This window comes from Streptomyces sp. AC550_RSS872, from assembly GCF_019049285.1.
Classification (GTDB): domain Bacteria; phylum Actinomycetota; class Actinomycetes; order Streptomycetales; family Streptomycetaceae; genus Streptomyces.
Map to the genome: position 1 here is coordinate 30394 of NZ_JAGMUL010000060.1, position 24462 is coordinate 54855.

The 24462-nt window shown below is 71.1% G+C and carries 19 protein-coding genes; 11 read left to right on the plus strand and 8 right to left on the minus strand.

The genetic code is table 11. The features are described 5' to 3' along the window. Positions 1–77 precede the first annotated feature (77 nt). Complete coding sequence (locus tag KUM44_RS24370) at positions 78–1238, plus strand: alkaline phosphatase PhoX (protein WP_217211050.1); 1161 nt, start codon at positions 78–80, stop codon at positions 1236–1238. Between the two features lie 85 nt (positions 1239–1323). Continuing rightward, positions 1324–1797 (plus strand): excalibur calcium-binding domain-containing protein, encoded by a 474-nt coding sequence (locus tag KUM44_RS24375; protein ID WP_217211056.1) that lies wholly within the window; start codon positions 1324–1326, stop codon positions 1795–1797. A 165-nt stretch (positions 1798–1962) separates the two neighbouring features. On the opposite strand, the gene ppdK is transcribed toward KUM44_RS24375, so the two are convergent. After that, the gene (ppdK, locus tag KUM44_RS24380) at positions 1963–4683 is read right to left on the minus strand and encodes a pyruvate, phosphate dikinase (protein ID WP_217211058.1); all 2721 of its coding nucleotides are present in this window, start codon (positions 4681–4683) and stop codon (positions 1963–1965) included. Positions 4684–5136: 453 nt separating this feature from the next. Next, a complete protein-coding gene (locus tag KUM44_RS24385; protein WP_217211199.1) occupies positions 5137–6333 on the minus strand; it encodes an ROK family transcriptional regulator in 1197 nt (398 codons plus the stop codon). Positions 6334–6468: 135 nt separating this feature from the next. Between KUM44_RS24385 and KUM44_RS24390 the strand changes: the two genes are divergently transcribed. The 3 genes from KUM44_RS24390 to KUM44_RS24400 all read left to right on the plus strand — a co-directional run bounded on the left by KUM44_RS24390 (position 6469) and on the right by KUM44_RS24400 (position 12602). Next, on the plus strand, positions 6469–7875 hold the full coding sequence (locus KUM44_RS24390; RefSeq protein WP_217211060.1) for a hypothetical protein: 1407 nt from the start codon (positions 6469–6471) through the stop codon (positions 7873–7875). Then, positions 7872–9809 (plus strand): glycogen debranching N-terminal domain-containing protein, encoded by a 1938-nt coding sequence (locus KUM44_RS24395; protein ID WP_217211062.1) that lies wholly within the window; start codon positions 7872–7874, stop codon positions 9807–9809. The genes KUM44_RS24390 and KUM44_RS24395 overlap by 4 nt, the downstream gene beginning before the upstream one ends. Positions 9810–10934: 1125 nt before the next feature. After that, positions 10935–12602, plus strand: coding sequence for a sulfatase-like hydrolase/transferase (locus KUM44_RS24400; protein WP_308402714.1), 1668 nt, complete (start codon positions 10935–10937; stop codon positions 12600–12602). On the opposite strand, the gene dusB is transcribed toward KUM44_RS24400, so the two are convergent. Further along, positions 12603–13769: a tRNA dihydrouridine synthase DusB gene (gene dusB / locus KUM44_RS24405; RefSeq protein ID WP_217211064.1), complete on the minus strand. Its 1167-nt coding sequence runs from the start codon at positions 13767–13769 to the stop codon at positions 12603–12605. Between the two features lie 64 nt (positions 13770–13833). Here dusB and KUM44_RS24410 point away from each other — a divergent pair, with 64 nt between their 5' ends. From KUM44_RS24410 to KUM44_RS24420, 3 genes are all read left to right on the plus strand, one after another. Next, positions 13834–15279 (plus strand): MFS transporter, encoded by a 1446-nt coding sequence (locus KUM44_RS24410; RefSeq protein ID WP_217211066.1) that lies wholly within the window; start codon positions 13834–13836, stop codon positions 15277–15279. A 171-nt stretch (positions 15280–15450) separates the two neighbouring features. Beyond that, positions 15451–15669 carry a hypothetical protein gene (locus KUM44_RS24415; RefSeq protein WP_217211068.1) on the plus strand — a complete coding sequence of 73 codons (219 nt, stop codon included), beginning with the start codon at positions 15451–15453 and terminating at the stop codon, positions 15667–15669. Then, the gene (locus KUM44_RS24420) at positions 15666–16301 is read left to right on the plus strand and encodes an N-acetyltransferase (RefSeq protein WP_217211069.1); all 636 of its coding nucleotides are present in this window, start codon (positions 15666–15668) and stop codon (positions 16299–16301) included. Before KUM44_RS24415 ends, KUM44_RS24420 begins: the two co-directional genes overlap by 4 nt. Positions 16302–16325: 24 nt before the next feature. On the opposite strand, the gene KUM44_RS24425 is transcribed toward KUM44_RS24420, so the two are convergent. From KUM44_RS24425 to bla, 3 genes are all read right to left on the minus strand, one after another. Beyond that, the gene (locus tag KUM44_RS24425; RefSeq protein WP_217211076.1) at positions 16326–16922 is read right to left on the minus strand and encodes a TetR family transcriptional regulator; all 597 of its coding nucleotides are present in this window, start codon (positions 16920–16922) and stop codon (positions 16326–16328) included. Between the two features lie 31 nt (positions 16923–16953). After that, a complete protein-coding gene (locus KUM44_RS24430; RefSeq protein WP_254390032.1) occupies positions 16954–17979 on the minus strand; it encodes an aldo/keto reductase in 1026 nt (341 codons plus the stop codon). A gap of 85 nt (positions 17980–18064) precedes the next feature. Then, a complete protein-coding gene (bla, locus tag KUM44_RS24435) occupies positions 18065–19042 on the minus strand; it encodes a class A beta-lactamase (protein WP_217211081.1) in 978 nt (325 codons plus the stop codon). 160 nt (positions 19043–19202) lie between these two features. On the opposite strand from bla, the gene KUM44_RS24440 reads away from it, so the two are divergent. Further along, positions 19203–20108 (plus strand): LysR family transcriptional regulator, encoded by a 906-nt coding sequence (locus KUM44_RS24440; RefSeq protein ID WP_217211082.1) that lies wholly within the window; start codon positions 19203–19205, stop codon positions 20106–20108. Between the two features lie 318 nt (positions 20109–20426). Here KUM44_RS24440 and KUM44_RS24445 read toward each other — a convergent pair whose 3' ends face one another. Then, positions 20427–20684 carry a DUF3263 domain-containing protein gene (locus KUM44_RS24445; protein ID WP_217211083.1) on the minus strand — a complete coding sequence of 86 codons (258 nt, stop codon included), beginning with the start codon at positions 20682–20684 and terminating at the stop codon, positions 20427–20429. A 44-nt stretch (positions 20685–20728) separates the two neighbouring features. Further along, positions 20729–22021 (minus strand): ABC transporter substrate-binding protein, encoded by a 1293-nt coding sequence (locus KUM44_RS24450; protein ID WP_217211202.1) that lies wholly within the window; start codon positions 22019–22021, stop codon positions 20729–20731. Between the two features lie 99 nt (positions 22022–22120). Between KUM44_RS24450 and KUM44_RS24455 the strand changes: the two genes are divergently transcribed. After that, positions 22121–23122 (plus strand): ROK family protein, encoded by a 1002-nt coding sequence (locus tag KUM44_RS24455; protein ID WP_217211084.1) that lies wholly within the window; start codon positions 22121–22123, stop codon positions 23120–23122. A gap of 131 nt (positions 23123–23253) precedes the next feature. After that, positions 23254–24360: an N-acetylglucosamine-6-phosphate deacetylase gene (gene nagA, locus KUM44_RS24460; protein WP_254390033.1), complete on the plus strand. Its 1107-nt coding sequence runs from the start codon at positions 23254–23256 to the stop codon at positions 24358–24360. Positions 24361–24462 lie beyond the last annotated feature (102 nt).

The following is a 24462-nucleotide window of genomic DNA, read 5'->3' on the forward strand; positions in this document are numbered from 1 at the left end:
TAGGTTCCATGCCGCCCCCCGCGCACGACCCCGTCGTCAACCGACGGCGGGGCGGTACGGCATCTCTTGGAGTGAGAGTGGAACGTCGTAACCTCCTGCGTGCGGCCGTCCTCGGCGGCTCTGCCGCCGTGTTCGGCGGAACTCTGTGGCGCGGCGCCGCATACGCCGCCCCCGCCCAGCCCGGCACCGGCCCCTATGGTGCGCTGGGCTCCCCCGACGCCAACGGCATCAGACTCCCCAGCGGCTTCACCAGCCGCGTCATCGCCCGCTCCGGCCAGACGGTCACCGGCACGTCGTACACCTGGCACAACGCCCCTGACGGCGGCGCCTGTTACGTCGACGGCAGCGGCTGGATCTATGTCTCCAACTCCGAGATCAACCCCTCCGGGGGCGCGAGCGCGGTCAAGTTCTCCTCGACGGGCGCGATCACGGCCGCGTACCGCATCCTCTCCTCCACCCGGCAGAACTGCGCCGGCGGCAAGACCCCATGGAACACCTGGCTGTCCTGCGAGGAGGTGTCCCTCGGCTACGTCTACGAGACCGACCCGTGGGGCACGAACGCGGCGATCCGCCGGGACGCGATGGGCCGCTTCAAGCACGAGGCGGCGGCCGCCGACCCGGTGCGCAAGGTGATCTACCTGACCGAGGACGAGTCGAACGGCCGCTTCTACCGCTTCGTCCCGACGACCTGGGGCAACCTCTCCTCCGGCACCCTCCAGGTCATGGTCGCGGGCAGCGCCACCTCCGGCTCCTTCACCTGGGCGAACGTCCCCGACCCGGACGGCTCCCCGACGGCCACCCGCTCCCAGGTCTCGGGCTCGAAGTCCTTCAACGGCGGCGAGGGCTGCCACTACGCCGACGACACGGTGTGGTTCACCACCAAGGGCGACAACCGTGTCTGGCAACTCAACCTGACGTCGAACACGTACGAGCTGGCGTACGACGACTCCCTCGTCACCTCCGGCACGGCCCCGCTCACCGGCGTCGACAACATCACCGGCTCCTCCTCCGGCGACCTGTTCGTCGCCGAGGACGGCGGCAACATGGAGATCTGCGTCATCACGCCGGACGACGTCATCGCCCCGTTCCTGCGGATCGACGGCCAGTCGGGTTCGGAGATCACGGGCCCGGCGTTCTCCCCCGACGGCACTCGCCTCTACTTCTCCAGCCAGCGCGGCACCACCGGCAGTTCGTCGGGCGGGATCACCTACGAGGTGAAGGGCCCCTTCCGCGCATAGCGGTCACGAAACAGGCACATCTCCTCCACAACTGGTCGCCGGGCATTACGGTCATCCCCTCACGCACCACCAGTGGGGGGATGACATGACCAGTCCGTACACCACGGCACCGATACCGCAGCCGCCGTTCCGCCCGGCCCCGAAGTGGGCCCGCAAGCGCTACGTGCTGCCCGCTCTCGCCCTGGCCTTCTTCCTGGGCATCGGCGCGGGCGGCGCGTCCGGCGGGGGCGCGAAGAACACCGCCGCGGCACCCAGGGCGGCATCGCCGCAGCCCACGGTCACCGTCACCATGACGGCCCAGGCGAAGGAACCGGAGCCGGCACCGACGGTGACGGCCACCAAGACGGTCAAGGTCAAGGTCACCACGACGGTCACCGCCACCCCCGCCGCGGACCCCGGCTCCGCCTCCGACGACGACAGCGACTCCTCCGGCGGCGACGTCTACTACGCCAACTGCACCGAGGCCCGCGCGGCCGGCGCGGCCCCGATCCACCGCGGCGAGCCGGGATACGCCTCCCACCTCGACCGGGACAACGACGGGGTGGGCTGCGACAGCTGACGCGGCGGTACGCGTCCCCGGAAGCAGGCGAGGGCGGCACCCCCGCACAGGATGCCGCCCTCTTTAGTGCACCGGAGTCGCCGCCCATCGGTCTTGAGGGTCGGGGACAGGCGACGACTCCGGGGTTTCTGTGGCCGTAGGCCCCAGCAGCGGTGGCCGTAGGACCTACCGGTGGTCGCTCCCCGCCGACTGCGAGGCCGCGCGCCCCGCCTCAAGGCGCGCCACCGGGATCCGGAACGGCGAGCAGGAGACGTAGTCGAGGCCGACCTCGTGGAAGAAGTGGACGGACTCGGGGTCACCGCCGTGCTCGCCGCAGACGCCGAGCTTCAGGTCGGGCCGGGTCTCGCGGCCCGCCTTCGCGGCGGCGGCGACCAGGGAGCCGACGCCGTCCTTGTCGATGGTCTCGAAGGGGGATACGCCGAAGATGCCCTTCTCCAGGTAGGCCGTGAAGAAGGAGGCCTCCACGTCGTCCCGGCTGAAGCCCCACACCGTCTGGGTGAGGTCGTTCGTGCCGAAGGAGAAGAACTCCGCGGCCTCGGCGATCTGACCGGCGGTCAGCGCGGCGCGCGGCAGCTCGATCATCGTGCCGATCGACAGCTTCAGCTTCACACCCGTCGCCGCCTCGACCTCCGCGACGACCTGGTCGGCCTCCTCGCGGACGATCTCCAGCTCCTGGACCGTGCCGACGAGCGGGATCATGATCTCGGCGCGCGGGTCGCCCTTGGCGTTCTTGCGCTCGGCGGCAGCCTCGGCGATGGCGCGGACCTGCATCGTGAACAGGCCGGGGATGACCAGGCCCAGGCGTACGCCGCGCAGACCGAGCATCGGGTTCTGCTCGTGCAGCCGGTGCACGGCCTGGAGCAGGCGCAGCTCGTTCTCGTGCGGCTCCTGACGGGACTCCGCCAGCGCCACACGCACCGACAACTCCGTGATGTCCGGCAGGAACTCGTGCAGCGGCGGGTCGAGGAGCCGGATCGTCACCGGCAGGCCGTCCATCGCCGAGAAGAGCTCCACGAAGTCCTGCTTCTGGAGCGGGAGCAGCTCCTTCAGCGACTCCTCGCGCTCGGCCTCCGTGTCGGCCAGGATGAGGCGTTCGACCAGCTCACGGCGGTCGCCGAGGAACATGTGCTCCGTACGGCACAGGCCGATGCCCTGGGCGCCGAAGCGACGGGCGCGCAGCGCGTCCTCGGCGTTGTCCGCGTTGGCACGGACACGGAGACGGCGCTTGCGGTCGGCGAAGGCCATGATCCGGTGCACGGCCTCGACGAGCTCGTCGGCGTCCTGCGCACCGGCGTGCATGCGGCCCTCGAAGTACTCCACGACGGGGGAGGGGACCACCGGGACCTCGCCCAGGTAGACCTTGCCGGACGAGCCGTCGATCGAGATGACGTCGCCTTCCTCCACCACGTGTCCGCCGGGGACCGTCATGCGGCGGCGCTTGGTGTCGACCTCGAGCTCCTCCGCGCCGCAGACGCAGGTCTTGCCCATGCCGCGCGCGACGACGGCCGCGTGGGACGTCTTGCCGCCACGGGAAGTGAGGATGCCCTCCGCCGCGATCATGCCGTCCAGGTCGTCGGGGTTGGTCTCCCGGCGGACCAGGATGACCTTCTCACCCGAACGCGACCACTTCACGGCCGTGTACGAGTCGAAGACCGCCTTGCCGACCGCCGCACCCGGCGACGCCGCGATGCCCCGGCCGACCTGCTCGACCTTCGCCTCCTCGTCGAACTTCGGGAACATCAGCTGCGCGAGCTGGGCGCCGTTGACGCGCTGGAGCGCCTCCGCCTCGTCGATGAGGCCCTGGTCGACGAGCTGCGTGGCGATACGGAAGGCCGCGCCCGCCGTGCGCTTGCCGACCCGGGTCTGGAGCATCCACAGCTGACCGCGCTCGATGGTGAACTCGATGTCGCAGAGGTCCTTGTAGTGGTTCTCCAGCGTCTCCATGATCTGCATCAGCTGGTCGTACGACTTCTTGTCGATCGTCTCCAGCTCGGCCAGCGGGACGGTGTTGCGGATGCCCGCGACCACGTCCTCGCCCTGGGCGTTCTGGAGGTAGTCGCCGTAGACGCCCTGGTGGCCCGAGGCGGGGTCACGGGTGAAGGCGACGCCGGTGCCGGAGTCGGGGCCGAGGTTGCCGAAGACCATGGAACAGATGTTGACGGCCGTGCCGAGGTCGCCCGGGATGCGCTCCTGGCGGCGGTAGAGCTTGGCGCGGTCGCCGTTCCAGGAGTCGAAGACCGCGTGGATGGCGAGGTCCATCTGCTCGCGCGGGTCCTGCGGGAAGTCCCGGCCGGCCTCCTTCTTGACGATCTTCTTGAAGGCGGAGACGAGCCTCTTCAGGTCGGCGGCCTCCAGGTCGGTGTCGACCGTGACCTTCTTGGCCTCCTTGGCCTTGTCGAGGGCCTCCTCGAAGAGGTCGCCGTCGACGCCGAGGACGGTCTTGCCGAACATCTGGATGAGGCGGCGGTAGGAGTCCCAGGCGAACCGCTCGTCGCCGGCCTGGTCGGCGAGGCCCTTCACGGACTTGTCGGAGAGCCCGATGTTGAGGACCGTGTCCATCATTCCGGGCATGGAGAACTTCGCGCCGGAACGGACGGAGACCAGCAGGGGGTTGTCGGCCTGGCCGAGCTTCTTGCCCATCTTGGTCTCGAGGGCGTCGAGGTGCGCACTCACCTCGTCACGCAGTGCCGCCGGCTCCTCGCCGCTGTCGAGGTAGACCTTGCAGGCTTCCGTCGTGATCGTGAACCCGGGGGGAACGGGAAGGCCCAGGTTGGTCATCTCGGCGAGGTTGGCGCCCTTGCCACCCAGAAGGTCCTTGAGGTCCTTGTTTCCCTCGGTGAAGTCGTAAACGAACTTCGCTACGTGGGGTTCTTTGTTTTCCGACACGGTCTCGACTCCCTCGAGGACGCGGTGGCTGCCCTGACGGCGAGGAACATACCCAGATCGAAGGCGCCTGGGTACGTCTACTCACGCGTCATACGCCTGTAACCACCCGTCCGCCAGTGGATCGAAAGTCAAGGCTTGGCAAGCGGTGACGGGCGGATGTTTTCACTTCTTGAACGCAAGAGCGTCCATGAGTGCGGTTTCCCGCTCATCTGAGCAGTCATCCCGCACGTCTGATTTCGATCGATGAACGATCAAGGGGTGGCACCCAGTGCCACCCCTTGGAGAAGTGCAGCCGCTCAAGATCCGCTCATCTGAGCGCAACCCTTATCAAGGGTGGCGAGAATCACGCTGCCACAGAGGCCCGGATTTCACCATGCGGACGTGCACCCGGGACGGAAACGCGCCCGTCACAGGCACCCGTCGCACACGACGGCGCACACCGGCCACTCCCCCTCACACACCCAGCGCGACCAGCCGTTCTTCCACCCGCTCGGGCGCGAACAGATACTCCACGACCAGCGCCCCGGCCCCCACCAGTGCGGCCCTCTCCCCCAGCCGTGACGTCATGACGTCCAGATGAGCGGTGGAGCGCGGCAGCGCCCGCTGGTAGAGCAGCTCCCGCACACCTGTGAGGAAGGCCGTCCCGGCCAGGTCCCCGGCGATCATCAGCACCCCGGGGTTGAGCAGCGTCACCACGGTCGCCAGCACGTCCCCGACCTGCCGCCCGGCCTCCCGCGCCAGCGCGGCCGCCCCCGGGTCCCCGGCCGCCAGCAGATCCCGCACATCCGATCCGGAGGCCGCGGGCACGCCCGTCTCGGCCAGCCGCCGGGCCACGGCACCGCCACTGGCCACGGCGGCCAGGCAGCCGTACGAACCGCACCGGCACAGCGCGTCGGCGCCCACCCGGATGTGCCCGATGTCGCCCGCGCCTCCGTCGACGCCCCGGTAGATCGACCCGTCGACCACCACCCCCGCACCGATACCGGTCGAGACCTTGACCAGGACGAACGCCGAGCAGTCGGGGTAGGCCGTGCGCTGTTCTCCGTACGCCATGAGGTTGGCGTCGTTGTCGACGAGGACCGGCACCGCGGCGGCCCCCGTGTGCTCGCTGAAGGCCCGGGCCAGCCGCTCCCTTATGTCGTAGCCGTCCCACCCGGGCATGATCGGCGGCTGGACGACCCGGCCGGTCTCGCTGTCCACCGGCCCCGGCACCGCGAGCCCGATGCCGCCCACCTCGCCGGCCCGGCGCCCGGCCTTCTCCAGCAGTTCGGCGAACCAGTGCCCCAGCTCGCCCAGCACCACGTCCGGCCCGTCCTCGACGACCAGCGCGCCGCTGTGCTCGGCGAGGATCTCGCCGGTCAGCGACAGCACGGCGGCACGTGCGTGCCGGGTGTCGAGGTCGGCGGCGAGGACGACGGCATGCTCGTCGTCGAACTCCAGCGTGATGGAGGGGCGGCCGCCCAACGGCGAGTCCACCCGCCCCCCGGCGCCCTCGCGCAGCCACCCCGCCCGGAAGAGCCGGTCGAGGCGCTGGCCGACGGTGGCCCGGGAGAGCCCGGTGACCTGCTGGAGCGCCCCGCGCGTGACGGCCCGGCCGCTGCGCACCAGTTGGAGCAGATCCCCGGCGCCGGTCTGCCCCCGTCCCGTCATGCCCCGTCCCGTCATGCGCACCCCCTTGTGTTTCTCAAGCGTGCATTACATATTGAGTTTTGCGTGTTAAATAGACGTAACTCTACGGTCGCACTGGCCGAACCTGTCAGCCGTACGTCTCTCGGGGAGTGCCGAGTGGATCGCACCGCCCAACTCGTCGCCCGTTCCACGGAACGCTCGATCGCATACGATCCCCCTGGTTCACCGCCTTCACTGCACGTCAGGGCCGCGAAGGTGCTGGAGGACAACTGGACCGGCGTCTCAACGGTCCCGTCCCGCAGCCTGTATCCGCACCAGTGGTCCTGGGACTCGGCGTTCATCGCGATCGGCCTCAGGCACATCTCGCCGTTACGGGCGCAGACGGAGCTGGAGACGCTGCTCGCCGCCCAGTGGGGCGACGGGCGTGTCCCGCACATCGTCTTCAACCCCTTGGTCCCCCTCGACGCCTACTTCCCGAGCCCCGACTTCTGGCGCTCCTCGACCGCGGGCCGAGCCGCGGGCGCCCCGCGCACCGTACAGACCTCCGGCATCGTCCAGCCACCGGTGCACGCGCTGGCGGCCTGGCTGGTGCACCGCGCCGACCCCGGACTGTCCCGGGCGCGCGGCTTCCTCGCCCGGATGTATCCCCGCCTGGCCGCCTGGCACCGCTATCTGCTGCACCGCCGGGACCTGGGCGGCGGCGGCCTCGCGTCGGTCGTGCACCCCTGGGAACAGGGCATGGACAACAGCCCCTGCTGGGACGCCCCGCTGGCCCGCGTCACTCCCGCCCCGGCCCGCTCCTTCCGCCGGGCCGACCTCGACCACGGGGCGCCCGAGGACCGCCCGACGGACCTGGACTACGGCCGCTACGTCCGACTGGCGGCGGACTACCGGAAGGGCGACTACAAGGACGGCGGAGGCGACTTCGCGGTCGAGGATCCCTCCTTCAACGCCCTGCTCATCGCCTCCGAGCACGCGCTCGCCCGGATCGCCGAGGAACTGGGCGCGACCGGCACGGCCCGGCAGGCACGGGCGAGGCGGCTGACGGCGACACTGATCGACCGCCTCTGGGACCCGGCGAGGAACATGTTCTTCTGCCGCGACATCCGGGGCGGGGGACTCGTCCCCGAGCGAGCCGTCTCCGGCCTGATCCCCCTCCTCCTGCCCGACCTGCCCCGGGACATCTCCTCAAGCCTCGTCCGGACGGCGGCATCCGCCCACTTCGGCCTCGGCACCTCCACCCGCCTGGTCCCGAGCTACGACCTCCTCGGTGAGGCCTTCGACCCGCACCGCTACTGGCGCGGCCCGGCCTGGTTCAACACGAACTGGCTGCTGGAGCGGGGCCTGCGGACCCACGGGGAGCACCGCCGGGCCGACGAGCTGCGCCAGGCGGTCCTGGACATCGCACACAGCTCCGACTTCGCCGAGTACGTCGACCCGTACACCGGCGAGGCCTGCGGGGCGACCGGCTTCAGCTGGACCGCCGCGCTCTCGCTGGACCTGCTGCACAGCCACACCGAACCCAACGCGGTCAAGGAACTAAAGGGAGGGAACCGGGGATGACGGACCGGCATCATCTGCTCGTGTTCGGGGGAACGTTCGCCGCCGTGGGCGACGGCGGCGACATCAGCGGCGTACGGACCGCCGGCTCCCCGGAGGGATTATTCGTACGCGACGCCCGCCACCTCAGCCGCTGGCAGCTCACCGTGGACGGAGCGGTGCCCGAGACCCTGACCCCGGTCGCCGACGGAGACACGGCCCGCTGCGTCCTGGTCCCCCGCGGCGGCCGCAACGAACCCCCCGCCTACACCCTCTTCCGCGAACAGGCCGTCGGCGACAACTCGTTCGTCGAGTCTCTCCGCGTCACCAGCAACCGCCCCGTCCCGACGACGATCCACCTCGCGATCACCGCCGACGCCGACTTCACCGACCAGTTCGAGCTGCGCTCGGACCACCGCACCTACGCCAAGTCCGGCGCCACCCGCTCCCGCCAAGTCCTGGACCACGGAGTGGAGTTCACATACCGGCGAGCCGAGTGGCGCTCACTGACCACCGTGACGGCCGACCCGGCCCCCGACGCCGTGGAGGAGACCGGCACAGGCGCCCGCCGCCTCCTGTGGACCCTCGACCTGCCCCCACACGGCACCAAGGAACTGACCCTCCGAGTGATCGCCCGCCCCCACGGCGACAAACGGGCCCTGCGTGTCCCCCGTTCCCCCTCGGCTCTCACCACCCAACTCCTCTCCTTGGAAGGCGAGTTCGTCGAGGGAGTGGCCTTCCCGACCGGCTGGCCCGAACTGGCCGCCGCCTGTGCCCGAGGCCTCGCCGACCTGGCCGCGCTCCAGGTCCCGGCGACGGGCCCCGACGGCGAGGAGCTCCGCGTCCCCGCGGCCGGTGCCCCCTGGTTCCTGACCCTCCTCGGCCGGGACGCCCTCCTCACCTCCCTCTTCGCCCTCCCCTACCGCCCCCGCCTGGCCGCCGCCACGCTCCCCGCGCTCGCCGCGACCCAGGCGACGGAGACCGGTCTCGAGGCCGTCTCCCAGCCCGGCAAGATCGTGCACGAGGTACGGCACGGCGAGCTGGCGCACTTCGCCCAGGTGCCGTACGGCCGCTACTACGGCTCGGTGGACGCCACGCCGCTCTTCCTGATCCTGCTGGGCACCTACGTGGAACAGACAGGCGACACGCTCCTCGCCCAGCGCCTCGAACCCCACGCCCGCGCGGCGATCGGCTGGATGCTGGACCACGGCGGCCTGACCTCCCGCGGCTACCTGGTCTACCGGGCCGACCAGGGCGGCCTGGCCAACCAGAACTGGAAGGACTCCCCCGGCGCCATCTGCTCCGCCGACGGCACCCGCCCCGGCGGCCCCGTGATGGCTGCGGGCGCCCAGGGCTACGCGTACGACGCCCTGCGCCGCACGGCATGGCTGGCCCGCACGGTCTGGCAGGACGAGACCTACGCGGCCCTACTGGAACAGGCGGCCGCCGACCTGCGCGACCGCTTCCAGCAGGACTTCTGGATGCCGGAACACTCGTTCCCGGCCCTGGCCCTGGACGGCGGGGGCCACCAGGTCAACGCACTCGCCTCGGACGCCGGCCACCTGCTCTGGTCCGGCCTGCTGGACAAGGAGTACGGCGAGGCGGTCGGCCGCCGTCTCCTCGAACCGGACTTCTTCTCGGGCTGGGGCGTCCGCACCCTCGCCGCGGGCCAGCCCGCCTACCACCCCCTCTCCTACCACCGAGGCTCCGTCTGGCCGCACGACAACGCCCTGATCACCCTGGGCCTGGCCCGCTACGGCCTGCACGACGAGGCCCGCACGGTCGCCCACGCCCTGGTGGACGCGGCCACCACAACCGGCCACCGCCTGCCCGAGGTCCTCGCCGGCTACGGCCGCGACACCCACACCGAGCCGGTGCCGTACCCGCACGCCTGCGTACGCGAATCCCGCTCGGCAGCGGCCCCATTGGCCCTGCTCACGGCGGTGGGCGGAGCGTAGAGAGGGTGCGGTGAGGGGGAAGCCGCGGGCCGCCGCGGACGTGTTGGCCCGGCGTTTGCCGGGTGTTTGCCGAGCGCTGGGGCGCAGTGGCTGAACACGGCCCGGCGGCGGCCCGTACGAGGGTATGGCGGGCCCCCAGCCTCCCCAGCGAGGCCCGCCACACACTCCACCAGGGGACTCGCACGGAAGGACCTCCGGGTGCCCGTCCACACACGCCTCAGCAGCTCCAACCAGCCGGACGACGACATCCCCACGCCACCGTCCGCAACCGTGCAGGAACCGGAGGGGTGTGAGGGAGCGTCAGGGTACAAGGCCGGGCCCGAGCCGGAGACGCCGACCACGACCGCGACCACGACCGCGACCGCGCAGGTTGCCTCGGCGAGGCGTGATACCGAGGCGGAGGCCCACCCTCAGACGGACACCGGAGCCGAGCCGGAACTGGACGCCGACCCCGAACCGAAGCCGGACGCCGGGCCCGAGCCGGAGCTGGACACCGAGCCGAAGCCCGACGCCGAGCCCAAGCCGAAGCCCGACGCCGACCCCAAGCCGAAGCCGGACACCAAGCCCGAACTGGACACCGAGGCGGAGCCCGACGCCGGAGCCGAGCCGGAACTGGACACCGAGCCGGAGCCCGACGCCAAGCCCCAGCCCAAGCCGGACACCAAGCCCGCGCTGAAGGCCGAGCCGAAGCCGGACGCCGAGCCCGAGCCGGAACTGGACACCGAACCCGAACCCGACGCCGACCCCAAGCCGAAGCCGGACACCAAGCCCGAACTGGACACTGAGGCGGAGCCCGACGCCGGGGCCGAGTCGGAACTGGACACCGAGCCCGACGCCGGGCCCAAGCCGAAGCCCGAAGACGACCGCAAGCCGAAGCCGGACACCAAGCCCGCGCTGAAGGCCCAGGCGGAGCCGGACGCCGGAGCCGGGCCGGCGCCCGGCACCGAGCCCAAGCCGGAGCCGGACACCGAGCCGGAGGCCGACGCCGAGTCCGAGTCGGAGCTGGACGCAGGGTCCGCTTCAGGATTCGGAGGTGTGAGCGGATCCGTGGCGGACGACCGCGTCGGGGGCGAGGTGGAAGCCGGCGCCAGGGCCGGAGGGGGCGGCAGCGGGCTCGGAGCCCGGATCGCCCACCTGCTCGCCTGGCGCGACCGGCACCCGCGGGCCGCTCGTGGTCTCTACTGGACGACCACCGTCCTGGCGCTCGTCCTGGTGCTCGGTGCGCTGGTCATGCCCGGCACGCTGGCCAGTCTTCAGCCGAACCGGTTCACGCGGATCCCGGCGGAGGCGATCGTCGGGGCCGTCGTGATGCTCGGGCTGCCCCGGCTGCCACGGCTGGTGGTGGCGGCGCTGTACGGGGTCGGCCTCGCCGTGCTGACCGTGCTGAACCTCCTCGACATGGGATTCAACGAATACCTGGGCCGGGGTTTCAACGCCGCCCTCGACTGGGATCTGCTGCCCGACGCCCAGTCGTACGTCGCCGACACTCTGGGCGGCACCGTGGCCACGGCCGCCGCGGTCGGCGCCGTCGTCCTGGTCCTGCTGCTGATGGCCGTCATGGCCGCCGCGACGATCCGGCTCGGCAACCTGCTGGCCCGGCACAAGGCCCGGGCCGGCCACGGCACACTCGTCGCCGGCACCGTCTGGATCACCTGCACCATGCTCGGTCTCCAGAACTCCGGCATGCCGATCGCCTCCGACCGTGCCGCCGGAGCCCTCAAGACCCACGTGCAGCGGACGGTGGACTCGCTGCGGGACGAGGCGGCGTTCGCCGAGTCGGCCAAGGCGGACACCTTCGGCAACACCCCCGCCGACCAGTTGCTGCCTGACCTGCGCGGCAAGGACGTGGTCTTCACGTTCATCGAGAGCTACGGCCGCAGCGCCATCGAGGACCCGGTCATGGCTCCCGGGGTCGACAGGACTCTCGACGCGAGCACCGAGGCCCTGACCGAGGCCGGCTTCCACGCCCGCAGCGGCTGGCTGACCTCGGCGACGTACGGCGGCAGCAGCTGGCTCGGTCACTCCACGACCATGTCGGGTCTGTGGATCGACAACCAGCGGCGCTACCGCACCGTCACCGCCGGGGACCATCTCACCCTCACCAAGGCCTTCCAGAGGACCGGCGCCTGGGACACGGTCGGCGTGATGCCCGGTGTGCAGAAGGGCTGGCCGGAGTCGAAGTGGTACGGCCTCGACGAGATGTACAACGCCTTCCAACTGGGCTACAAGGGCCCGAAGTTCAGCTGGTCGACGATGCCCGACCAGTACGCCCTGGAGGCCTTCCAGCGGCAGATCCACGGCAAGAAGCGCGACAAACCCTTGATGTCCTTCGTCATCCTCACCTCCAGCCACCAGCCCTGGGCGCCGATCCCGGACATGGTCGACTGGGACGACCTCGGCGACGGCTCGGTCTTCAAGGCCGTTCAGAAGGCCGGCAAGAAGCCGGGGGACATCATCACCGACACCACGAAGTCCCGCGAGGAGTACGCCAGGTCGATCCAGTACTCGGTCACCAGCCTCACCCAGTGGCTGGAGCGCTACGGCACCGACGACACCGTCCTGGTCTTCCTCGGCGACCACCAGCCCATGGCCCGCGTCAGCGGCGACCACGCCAGTCGGGACGTCCCGATCTCCGTCGTCGCCAAGGACCCGAAGATCCTGGACAAGATCGCCGACTGGAACTGGACGGACGGCCTCAAGCCCGCCAAGGACGCCCCCGTCTGGAAGATGAGCTCTTTCCGGGACCGCTTCCTGACGGCGTTCGGCTCGACCCCGCACCCCTCGAAGGGCTGATCAGCCCCCGGACGTGTCCAGCTCCGCGTCCTCGCTCACACCCGCGCAGTCGTACGGGTCCTTCAGCCAGCCGTCCGGCAGCACCACCCGGTTGTTGCCGGACGTACGGCCGCGTGGCCCGTCGGCGCCGACTGGCCACGGCTGGTCCAGGTCCAGTTCCTCCAGCCCGGACCGGAGTTCCGCCAGCGACGACGTGATCGCCAGCCGCTTGCGCATCTCCGAACCGACCGCGAAGCCCTTCAGATACCAGGCCACATGCTTACGGAAGTCGATGACGCCCCGCGCCTCGTCCCCGATCCACTCCCCGAGCAGCGTGGCATGGCGCACCATGACGTCGGCGACCTCGTGCAGGGTCGGCCGCGCGCAGTATCCATCAGCGCCTCCGGCACGGGCGGCCGTACGCCCCTCGAAGGCCGCGACCAGGTCCGAGAACAGCCACGGCCGCCCCAGGCAGCCCCGCCCGACGACGACCCCGTCGCAGCCGGTCTCGCGCACCATCCGCACCGCGTCCTCGGCCGACCAGATGTCGCCGTTGCCCAGCACGGGGATCTCCGGCACATGCTCCTTCAGCCGCGCGATGGCGTCCCAGTCGGCCGTGCCGCCGTAGTGCTGGGCGGCCGTACGCCCGTGCAGGGCGATGGCCGTCACACCCTCCTCGACGGCGATCCGCCCGGCGTCGAGGTAGGTGATGTGGTCGTCGTCGATGCCCTTGCGCATCTTCATCGTGACCGGCAGGTCCCCGGCCCCGCTGACCGCCTCCCGCAGGATCGCCCGCAGCAGGTTCCGCTTGAACGGCAGCGCGGAGCCGCCGCCCTTGCGGGTCACCTTGGGCACCGGGCAGCCGAAGTTCAGGTCGATGTGATCGGCCAGCCCCTCCTCCGCGATCATGCGGACGGCCTTGCCGACGGTGGCGGGGTCGACCCCGTACAGCTGGATCGAACGAGGCTTCTCGCTCTCGTCGAAGTGGATCAGCTGCATGGTCTTCTCGTTGCGCTCGACCAGCGCCCGGGTCGTGATCATCTCGCTGACGAACAGCCCCTTGCCCCCGCTGAACTCACGGCACAGCGTGCGGAAGGGCGCGTTGGTGATCCCGGCCATCGGCGCCAGGACGACGGGCGGCTGGACGGTGTGCGGGCCGATCTGGAGGGGCGCGGCGGTCATGGACATCCCCCCATTCTCACGTACCGGACGGACAGCGGCGAAATTCATTAGTTAGGCGTACTATTCAAGAATGCCGGAGCTCAGCCCCCGCCGCCGCCTGCTGGTCCTCGCGATCTGCTGCATGAGCCTGCTGATCGTGAGCCTCGACACCACGGCCCTCAACGTCGCCCTCCCCGCGATGCAACGCGACCTCGACGCCGGCACGTCAGGCCTCCAGTGGACGATCGACGCGTACACCCTCGTCCTGGCATCCCTCCTGATGCTGGCCGGCTCCACGGCGGACCGCATCGGCCGCAGACGCGTCTTCATGGCGGGCCTCGTCCTCTTCACCATCGGCTCGGCACTGTGCTCCCTCGCCCCGAACCTCGACTCGCTGATCGCCTTCCGGATGGTGCAGGCGGTGGGCGGCTCGATGCTGAACCCGGTGGCGATGTCGATCATCACCAACACCTTCGTGGACCCGCGTGAACGCGCACGGGCGATAGGTGCATGGGGAGCGGTCGTCGGCATCTCGATGGGCGCGGGCCCGCTGGTCGGCGGCCTGCTCGTGGACTCGGTGGGCTGGCGGGCGATCTTCTGGGTCAACCTGCCGGTGGGCCTGGCCGCCCTCCTCCTCACCTTGCTCCACGTCCCCGAGTCCCGCGCCCCCAGGGCCCGCCGCCTCGACCCGGTCGGCCAGCTCCTGGTGATCGCGCTGTTCGGCTCACTGACGTACGCGATCATCGAGGCGCCGAACGCCGGGTTCACAGCAGTACTGCCCCTCGCGATCACCGCCCTCGCGGCCCTGCTCGGCCTCCTCTGGTACGAGCCGCGCCGCACCGAACCCCTCATCGACCTGCGGTTCTTCCGTTCGGCCCCGTTCAGCGGCGCCACGGTGATCGCCATCGGCGCGTTCGCCGCGCTGGGCGGGTTCCTGTTCCTGTCGACGCTGTACCTACAGAACGTACGGGGGCTGGACGCCCTGCACGCGGGTCTGTGGATGCTCCCGATGGCGACCCCGATGTTCCTGTGCGCGCCGCTCTCCGGGCGACTGGTCGGCACGCGGGGGCCCCGGCTGCCGTTGCTGATCGCCGGCACCGCGATGACGCTGAGCGCGGCGCTGTTCGCCCTGTTCGAGGCCGAGACGTCCAACGTCACGCTGGTCCTCGGGTACACGGTGTTCGGGATCGGGTTCGGGTTCGTCAACGCGCCGATCACCAACACGGCGGTCTCCGGGATGCCGCGGGCGCAGGCCGGCGTCGCGGCGGCCGTCGCCTCCACGAGCCGTCAGCTGGGGCAGACGCTGGGAGTGGCGGTGGTCGGGGCCGTTCTGGCGGCCGGGGTGGGGGCGTCGTCCTACAGGGAGTCGTTCGTTTCCGCCGCCGGGCCCGGGTGGTGGATTGTCACCGGGTGCGGACTCCTGGTTCTCGTGGCGGGGTTGGCGACCAGCGGGCCCTGGGCTCGGCGCACTGCCGAACGTACGGCTGAGAGGCTGGAGTCGGCTGAGATTCGCGGTGCGTCGAGGGTTGTTGCGTAGGCTGCCGCGCACCGTCGGTTGATCGTCCGGTGAGGGTGTGGCCACAGGTTGGTCAACTCGCCGGGCCGGAGTCCCTGTTGATGTTGGTCTTGCTGCACACTCCTTGCTGCGCGGGGAGCCGGCCGGCGCCGCGCGCGCGAAGACTCGATGTCCTCGGACGCTGGAGGCGTCATGCTGGAGATCAACACGAGCAAGGTGAGCCGCTGGGACCACCACGGACGCGAGCACGTCGTACGGGTACAGCGCAAGGGCGCGCAACGCACGATCAGATGCGACACCTGCGGCTGGCGCAAGGGCGCGCAGTTCCTGCCCTGGCTGAAGGCGGAGGAGCATCTGGCGGAGGCGCATCAGGCGACGGTGGACCCGACCGAGGCGCAGTCGGAGCGATGACGACACGCATCCGCCGGTACCGCCCCGAGGACCGGGAGGCCGTCGAGGACATCTGCGTCCGCACGGCCCACGAGGGCGGCGACAGCCGGCCGCACTACCGGGACCCGGGCATCTTCCCAACGACCTTCGCGATCCCGTACGTCGTCCTCGAACCGGACCTCGCCTTCGTCCTGGACGACGGGGCGGGCCGGGCGGTCGGCTATGTCCTCGGCACCGCGGACACTCCACGCTTCGTCGAGCGGTTCCGCACCGAGTGGCTCCCGTCGGCGGCCGAGCGCTACCCGCAGCCGGACGACCCCCCGAACCCCGCGTCCGCTCCGGACGAGTTGATGATCCGTCTCCTGCACCACCCGGAGCGCATGCTCGTCCCGGAGGTCTCCGCCTACCCGGCCCACCTGCACATCGACCTGCTCCCGGCGTGGCAGGGCCAGGGCCACGGCCGCACGCTGATGCGCACCCTGCTGCGGGCCCTCCGGGACAAGGGCGTCCCTGCCGTGCACCTCGCCATGGTCACGGCCAACACCCCGGCCAGAGCCTTCTACGACCGCCTCGGCTTCCACGAGATCGCCGTCCCGGAGCCGGGCCCGGTCACCTACCTCGGGCGTACGACGAAGGAACTCGACAGCCTGTGACGGCCCCTCCGCTGCCCTGACATCTCAGTCGCGGGCCCGCAGCCCTCGCACCAGCAGGTCCACGACCGCCTCCAACTCCCCCTCCGCGCCGGGCTGTTCCCACTCCCGGGCATAACGGGGGTCGTGGAAGCGGCCCGTGGCGTGGAACAGGGCGCGGGCGGTGGTCGCGGGGTCGGCGGCCGTGAAGATGCCCGCGTCGACGCCCGACTGGACGATCCGGGTCAGCTGGCCGGTCAGGTCGGCGATGTGCTGGCCGACCGCCTCGCCGTTCTCGATGGCGAGCACGGAGAAGGTGGCGAACAGCTCGGGTTCGTCGCCCGCTTTGCGGCGCTTGGCGGCGAACAGGCCCGTGAACCAGGCGCGCAGGCGTGCCTCCGGGTCGAGGTCGTCGGCGGTGACGATGCCGGAGAGGGAGTCGAAGGTCCGGTCCAGCCACCTCTTCGTGACCGCGTCCCGCAGCGCCGCCTTCGTACGGAAGTGCCGGTAGACGCTGCCATGGCTGACGCCGAGCGCGCGGGCCACGTCGACCACGGTGGCCTTGGCCGGTCCGTGGCGGCGCAGCACCTCCTCGGTGGCTTCGAGGATGCGCTCGGCGGTCAGGGTCTCGCTGGTCGGAGGCATGCCTAGACGGTACCCGGGCCCGGCACCGCGATCAGCGCTCGCTGTCGAGCATGGCCATCTGGGCGGGGGCGTACCGCTCGCCGGCCGCCGCGTCCGCGGGTACGGCGGCCTCGATGGCGGCGAGGTCGGCCGCGTCCAGGGTCACGTCCAGGGCACCCAGCGCCTCGTCGAGCCGGGCCCGGGTACGGGCGCCGACCAGCGGCACGATGTCCGTGTTGTGCCGCGGGCCCTGGGAGAGCACCCAGGCGATGGCGATCTGGGTGACGGAGACGCCCTTCTGCTCGGCGATCTTGCGCAGGGACTCGACCAGGGCGAGGTTGTGCTGGAGGTTCTCCCCCTGGAAGCGGGGCGAGTGGGCGCGGAAGTCGTTCGCCGCGTACTCCTGGCCGGGCGTGACATGGCCCGAGATCAGCCCGCGGGAGAGCACGCCGTACGCGGTGACGGCGATGCCCAGCTCGCGCAGGGTGGGCAGGATCTCCCGCTCGGGGCCGCGGGAGATGAGCGCGTACTCGATCTGGAGGTCGGCGATCGGGGCGGTGGCGGCGGCCCGGCGGATGGTGTCCGCACCGACCTCGCTGAGCCCGATGTGGCGGACGTACCCCTTCTCGACCAGTTCCGCCATCGCGCCGACGGTCTCCTCGATCGGCACGTCGGGGTCGAGCCGGGCGGGGCGGTAGACGTCGATGTGGTCGACGCCGAGGCGCTGGAGGGAGTAGGCGGCGGAGGTCTTCACGGCGGCCGGGCTCCCGTCGAAGCCGTACCACTCGCCGTCCGGGCCGCGCTGGGCGCCGAACTTCACGCTGAGCAGCGCGTTCTCGCGCAGGGCGGCCGGGGCGGTGCGCAGGGCCTCGTTGATCAGCAGTTCGTTGTGGCCCATGCCGTAGAAGTCGCCGGTGTCGAGCAGGGTCACGCCGGCCTCCAGGGCGGCGTGGATGGTGGCGACGGACTCGGCGCGGTCCGCCTCGCCGTACATGCCGGACATGCCCATGCAGCCGAGGCCGATCGCGGAGACCTGGGGGCCGGTGGTTCCGAGGGTGCGGGTTCGTGTCGTCGTCATGCCTCCAGCCTGACATGACAGCTGACAGATTTCAATATCTGTCATTCCAACTCCGTCACTGCCTACTCCGTCACTGCCTACTCCGTCACTGCCTCGGGCCGCTGGACGGCCGCCAACGTCCGAGGCCCTCGACCGCCACGGTGGCCGCCTTGGCGATCAGGGCGTCGTGACGCTCGGCGTCCTTCTCGCCGCGGGTGGACATGACCGCCATGACGACGGGATTGCCACCGTCGTCCGGCCACAGCACGGCGATGTTGTTGCGTCCCCCGTAGCCGGCGGTGCCGCTCTTGTCGGCCACCTCCCAGCCGTCGGGGACGCCCGCCTTGATCAGCGTGCCGCCGGTCACGTTCGTCGTCATCCACCTCCGGAGAAGCTCGCGTTCGTCCCGCTTGAGGGCATCGCCGAGCAGGAAGGCCCGCAGGCTTCCCGCCATCGCGCGCGGGGTGCTCGTGTCCCGGATGTCGCCCGGCCTGCCTTCGCTCATGTCCGTCTCGTACCGGTCCATCTCGGTGACGTCGTCGCCGAGATCCTCCAGCACCCGCTCCAGGCCGTCGGGGCCGCCGAGTTCGCGGAGGAGGAGATTGACCGCGGTGTTGTCGCTGTACCAGAGGGTCGCGGCGCACAGCCCGCGCAGACTCATGCCGGTCTCGACGAAGTTCTCGGAGACGGGCGAGTTCTCGACCAGGTCGTCGCGCGAGAACCTGACCACCTTGTCGATGCCGTCCGTCCCGAACTTGCGGAGGACGGCCCCCGCCGCCAGCGCCTTGAACGTGGAGGCGTACGCGAACCGGTCGTTCACCCGGTACCCGACCGACCGCCCCGTGCCGGTGTCCAGGGCGTAGACACCGAGCCGCGCGTCGAACTCCCGCTCCAGCGCCCGGAACTCACCGGAGGTGGGTTTCGTGGCGGCCGCAGCCGAGGCGGAGCGCGCCGCGCCGGCAGGTGAGCCCGACCCGGCGCCCGCCCCGGAATCCTGACTCCCGCACGCCGGAAGCGCGGCGAGAGCGAGCAGTCCGGCCACCGTCCAGGCGGCGCCCCGGCGAGTGCGCGGCGAATACGACATGGGATGGACCTCCGAACCATAGGGGACATACGGCACCTGCCCGCCCGAGGGGCAAGGCCCAGAGCAGCGGCGACCGTTCACCGGCACTCTCGGGCCATCAGGAGGCCGGGGTCCAAGACTCGAACGCTCGCTTCCATGCTGTTTTGGCATAGTGGGGCGCGTGGATCTTGTCGCGGCGTGCCGGGCCTTCGTCAGTGTGAGCGAGCACGGCAGTTTCACGGTGGGCGCGGCGGCGGCCCGTACGGCCCAGTCGGTGGTGAGCCGCCGTATCGCCGCGCTGGAGCAACGCCTGGGCGACCGGCTGCTGGACCGGTCCGCGCGGGCGGTGACGCTGACGCCCTTCGGCCGGGACCTGCTGCCGACTGCGCGGCAACTCGTGCGGCTCGCCGACCGGTTGGAGCACGAGGCGGAGGCCGCTCGGCACCGTCCGCTGCGGCTGGCCGTCCCCTCCGGCTGCCCGACCGCCGCACTGGCCCGCCTCATCGCGGAGGCGCACGAGCAGGGGGTCCTCCTCGACCCCTTCCCCGCCGGACCGGCCGAGCGGGCCGACCTCGTGGCGTCCCGCCAGGTGCGTGCGGCACTGCTCGTGGTGGCGCCCACCGAGGCGACCTGGACGGTCCCGCTGGGCCTGGCGGTCGCCCACGACCCGGGCGGCGGACCGATCTACCTGGACACCCTGCGCCCCGGCCGGTCCGACCGCGACCGGCGGCCCCGACGCGTGTGGCTCCAGCCGGAGGACGACGTACCGCACATCCGGGACCGCCTCACCCGCCTGCGCGACGCGGTGGGCCTACGCCCGTCACAGCTGGCGGTCGCGCCGACCGTGGCCGCCGCGGCGGCGCACGTACTCAGCCACGACGACGCCCTGCTCTGTTCGGCTCCCGAGGCCCACGGACTGCACCTGCACTGGCGCCCCCTCGGCGAACTGGGCCCCGCCCTCGCCCGCGGCTTCTCCCTGACCGTCACGGACGGGACGGACACCGAAGCGCTCCGCCTCCGCCAGACCTGCGCAACCGGCATCGCCCGATGCCTCGACGCGCCGGACCCCCCGGAGAAGTCTCCATGACCACGAGCACCGTCCCGACCTTCGCCCCCGCCGCCCCTACCCGTCCCATCCTCCTGGGGCTCCGCCCCAGACCCCGCTCCTCAAACGCCGGAGGGGCTGGATTTACCACCCGGCGTGCATCTTTCAGCCCGCCCGGCGTTCGAAGACAAGGCCACCACCGCCCCGAACCCCCACCCACCCGCAGCGGGCTACGCCGGGCCTGGATATCTCAGCCCGTCCGGCGTTTGAGGACGAGGCCCGGAGGGCCGACAGCGGGGGGCTGGGGGCGCAGCCCCCAGGGACGGGACGGGTAGGGGCGGCGGGGGCGAAAATCGTCCGTCAGCGTTCGCCGCGGCGCGTCTCCCGTAGCCGCCGCAACCGGTTCACCGTCACGGGGTCGTGGGCGAGGGCCCGCGGGTCATCCAGCAGGGCGTTCAGCAGCTGGTAGTAGCGAACCGGCGCCAGCCCCAGCTCCTCACGGATCGCCCGCTCCTTCGCCCCGGGCCCCGAGAACCCCCGGCGCTCCAGAGCGAGAACGGCCCGCTCACGCTCGGCGAGGGCGTCGGGCTCGGGCTCGGGCTCGGGATCCTGACTCATGCGCCGCACAGTAGCCCCCACCACTGACACCCCCGAACCGACAACTACTCCGCACTCTCCGCCCGCGAAGCCGCCGCCTGCAACCGCCCAAGAATCGCCGACGGACTCCCCCCTGAAGCGACCGCCCCACCAATCCGCTTCTTGACACCCGCACTGACCGCGGCCCAGGAAGTCCGCCCCACCGGATACAGCTCGGACAGCGACAGCTGCTCCAGGAAGGGCTTGAGGTCGGCGTCCTGAGGAGCCCCGCTCATCACCGTCGACGCGGAGTTCGTGACGGGCAGCAGGTCGTACTCCCGGGAGAAGTCGAGGACGTTCTCCTTGTCGTATACGAAGTCGAGGAAGTCGCCCACCTGCTCCGCATGGCCGTTCTGCTTGAAGGCCGTCATCCAGTCGGCGACACCCATGGAGACCTTGGTCGGCCCCTCCCGCCCGGGCATCGGCACCATGCCGAACTTCACGCCCTTCTTCGCGGCCATCTGCATCAGGGAAGGGTGACCGTTGAGCATGCCGACATCGCCCGCCGCGAAGGCGGAGAACGCGTCGGCCCGGTTGAGCCGACCGGGCGCGACCGGCCCGGTGAGCCCCTTGCCGACGAGGTTGTTCTTCAGCCAGTTGAAGGTGGCGACGTTCTCCGTGGAGTCGATGCTGTACGTGCCGAGCTCGGCATCGGTGTACCCACCTCCACCGCTGAGCAGCCACTGCATGGTCTCGGCCTGCGCCTCCTCGGCCCCGAGCGGCAGCGCGTACGGGTACTTCACGCCCTCCGCCTTGAGCGCCTCGGCGTCGGCGGCCAGCTCCTGCCAGGTGGTCGGCGGGGTGAGGCCGGCCTTCTGGAAGAGGGTCTTGTTGTAGAAGAGCAGACGCGTGGAGGAGGCGAAGGGGATGCCGTACTGCACGCCGTTCACCTGCCCCGCGTCCGCGAGCTGCGCGACGAGGTCGGCCTGGACCGGGATGGAGAGGAGATCGTCGGCCTCGTAGAGAAGGTCCTGCGCCGCGTAGTCGGCGTACGCGCCGATCTGCGCCATGTCCGGCGCGTGCCCGGCGTCGACCATCTCCTTGACCTTGGCGTCGACGTCGTTCCAGGAGTACACCGTGACGTCGACCCGCACGCCCGCGTGTTCCTCCTCGAACTCCTCGACGAGCTTGTCCCAGTACTTCTGGGAGCTGTTCGCCTCGCTGTCGCCGTAGTCGGCGGCGACCAGTTTCAGCGTCACCTCGCCCGAATCACCGGTCAGCCCACAGCCGCCCAGAGTCGCCACCAGCCCCAGCACGGACCCCGCCGCGATCGTCCCCGTACGCCTACGCCGCTGCACGCAGAACCGCCCCACACCCATCATCCGAAACTTTCGAAACGTCATACATATTGCCTCCATAAGGTCTACACCACGTAAGTGGACTAGACCTCTCGCGGGTGGGCGAGCCACACTGTCCCCGTGAGACATGTCATCGCCCTCGATGTGGGCGGCACCGGGATGAAGGCCGCCCTGGCAGGGGCGAGCGGCACTGTGCCTCGTGGGGGTGGCATCGATCAGCGGCTGCCGCCGCAGACCCCCACGACCCCCCTCCTCCATCAGGTCCGCCGCCCGACCGGGCGCGAGCGCGGGCCGGACGCGGTCGTCGAGGGCATCCTCGAATTCGCCGCCGAGCTGCGCGCGTACGGCGAACAGCGCTTCGGCGAGCCCGCGGCCGCCGTCGGTGTCGCGGTCCCCGGCATCGTCGACGAGGCCCAGGGCATCGCCGCCTACGCGGCCAACCTCGGCTGGCGGGACGTACCCCTGCGGCAGCTGCTGTCCGACCGGCTCGGCGGCATCCCCGTCGCCCTCGGCCACGACGTGCGCACCGGCGGTCTCGCGGAGGGCCGGATCGGCGCGGGCCAGGGCGCCGACCGCTTCCTCTTCGTGCCGCTCGGCACCGGCATCGCCGGCGCCATCGGCATCGACGGCCGGGTGGAGTCGGGCGCACACGGCTTCGCGGGCGAGATCGGCCACATCGTCGTACGGCCCGGCGGCACCCCCTGTCCGTGCGGGCAGCGCGGCTGCCTGGAACGGTTCGCGTCCGCGGCGGCGGTGAGCGAGGCGTGGGCCGCCGCCTGCGGGGACCCGGAAGCGGACGCGGCCGACTGCGCCAAGGCCGTCGCGTCCGGTGACCCGAACGCCGTACGAGTCTGGCAGCAGGCCGTGGACGCCCTCGCCGACGGCCTGGTCACCGCCCTCACCCTGCTGGACCCCCGCACCCTGATCATCGGTGGCGGCCTCGCCGAGGCGGGGGAAACCTTGTTCACACCACTGCGGGACGCCGTCCGGCGCCGGGTGACGTTCCAGAAGCTGCCGTCCATCGTCCCTGCGGCGCTGGGCGACACGGCGGGATGCCTGGGCGCGGGCCTCCTGGCCTGGGATCTCCTCGACAACACCGACGGTACGGAGGTAACTCCCTAATGGCAGCCGACCTAGGGGCGCGGGACAGCGCTGAATATGCGACTGACGCCGCGTGGGCGCGACCAGCCACAACGCACCCGCAGCCCGCAACGGACAAAGCGCCCCTGATCCTGTCCGGCGCCAACGCGGTCATGCCCACAGGAACCGTCAAAGACGCCCAAGTGATCATCGACGGCCCTCGAATCGCCCGCACAGCCCCAGAGAACGCCTACCGCCTCGACCTCACCGGCCACTGGCTCCTGCCGGGATTCGTAGACATCCACAACCACGGCGGCGGTGGAGCTTCGTTCACATCAGGCACGCCAGACGACGTAGTCACCGGCATCCACACCCACCGCCTCCACGGCACCACCACCCTCGTCGCCTCCACCGTCACCGGCGACATGGACTTCCTCACCCGGCGCGCTGGCCTGCTCAGCGAACTCGCCGAGCAGGGCGACATCGCCGGCATCCACTTCGAGGGCCCCTTCATCTCCCCGTGCCGCAAGGGCGCGCACTCCGAGGCGCTGCTGCGCGACCCCGACCCGGCGGAGGTCCGCAAACTGATCGACGCGGCACGCGGACACGCGGCGATGGTCACCCTCGCCACCGAACTGCCGGGCGGCCTCGACTCCGTACGCCTCCTCACCGAACACGGCGTCATCGCGGCGATCGGGCACACGGACGCGACGTACGAGCAGACGGTGGAGGCGATCGAGGCGGGGGCGACGGTCGCCACGCATCTGTTCAACGCGATGCCACCGCTGGGCCACCGCGAGCCGGGCCCGATCGCCGCCCTGCTGGAGGACGAGCGGGTGACCGTCGAGCTGATCAACGACGGCACCCATCTGCACCCGGCGGCCCTGGAGCTGGCGTTCCGTCACGCGGGGGCGGACCGGGTCGCGTTCATCACGGACGCCATGGACGCGGCCGGCTTCGGCGACGGCCGCTACATGCTCGGCCCGCTGGAGGTGGAGGTCGCCGACGGCGTGGCCCGCCTCGTCGAGGGCGGCTCGATCGCGGGGTCCACCCTCACCCTGGACCGCGCCTTCAAGCGGGCGGTGACGATCGACCGGCTGCCGGTCGAGGACGCGGTGGCGGCCCTGTCCGTCAACCCGGCCAAGCTGCTCGGCCGCTACGACCGCATCGGCTCCCTGGAACCCGGCAAGGACGCCGACCTGCTCGTGCTGGACGCGGACTTCGATCTCAAGGGCGTGATGCGCCGCGGCGAATGGGTGGTCGATCCGCAACTGGGGTGATCTGTCCTGCTGTTGGGGGCGGCGGTTGTCCTGGGAGACTGGGGCGGCCGCCGTCCTTTTGGCATGATCAATGTCTCCAGGCGGAGCGTCCGGCGGACAGCC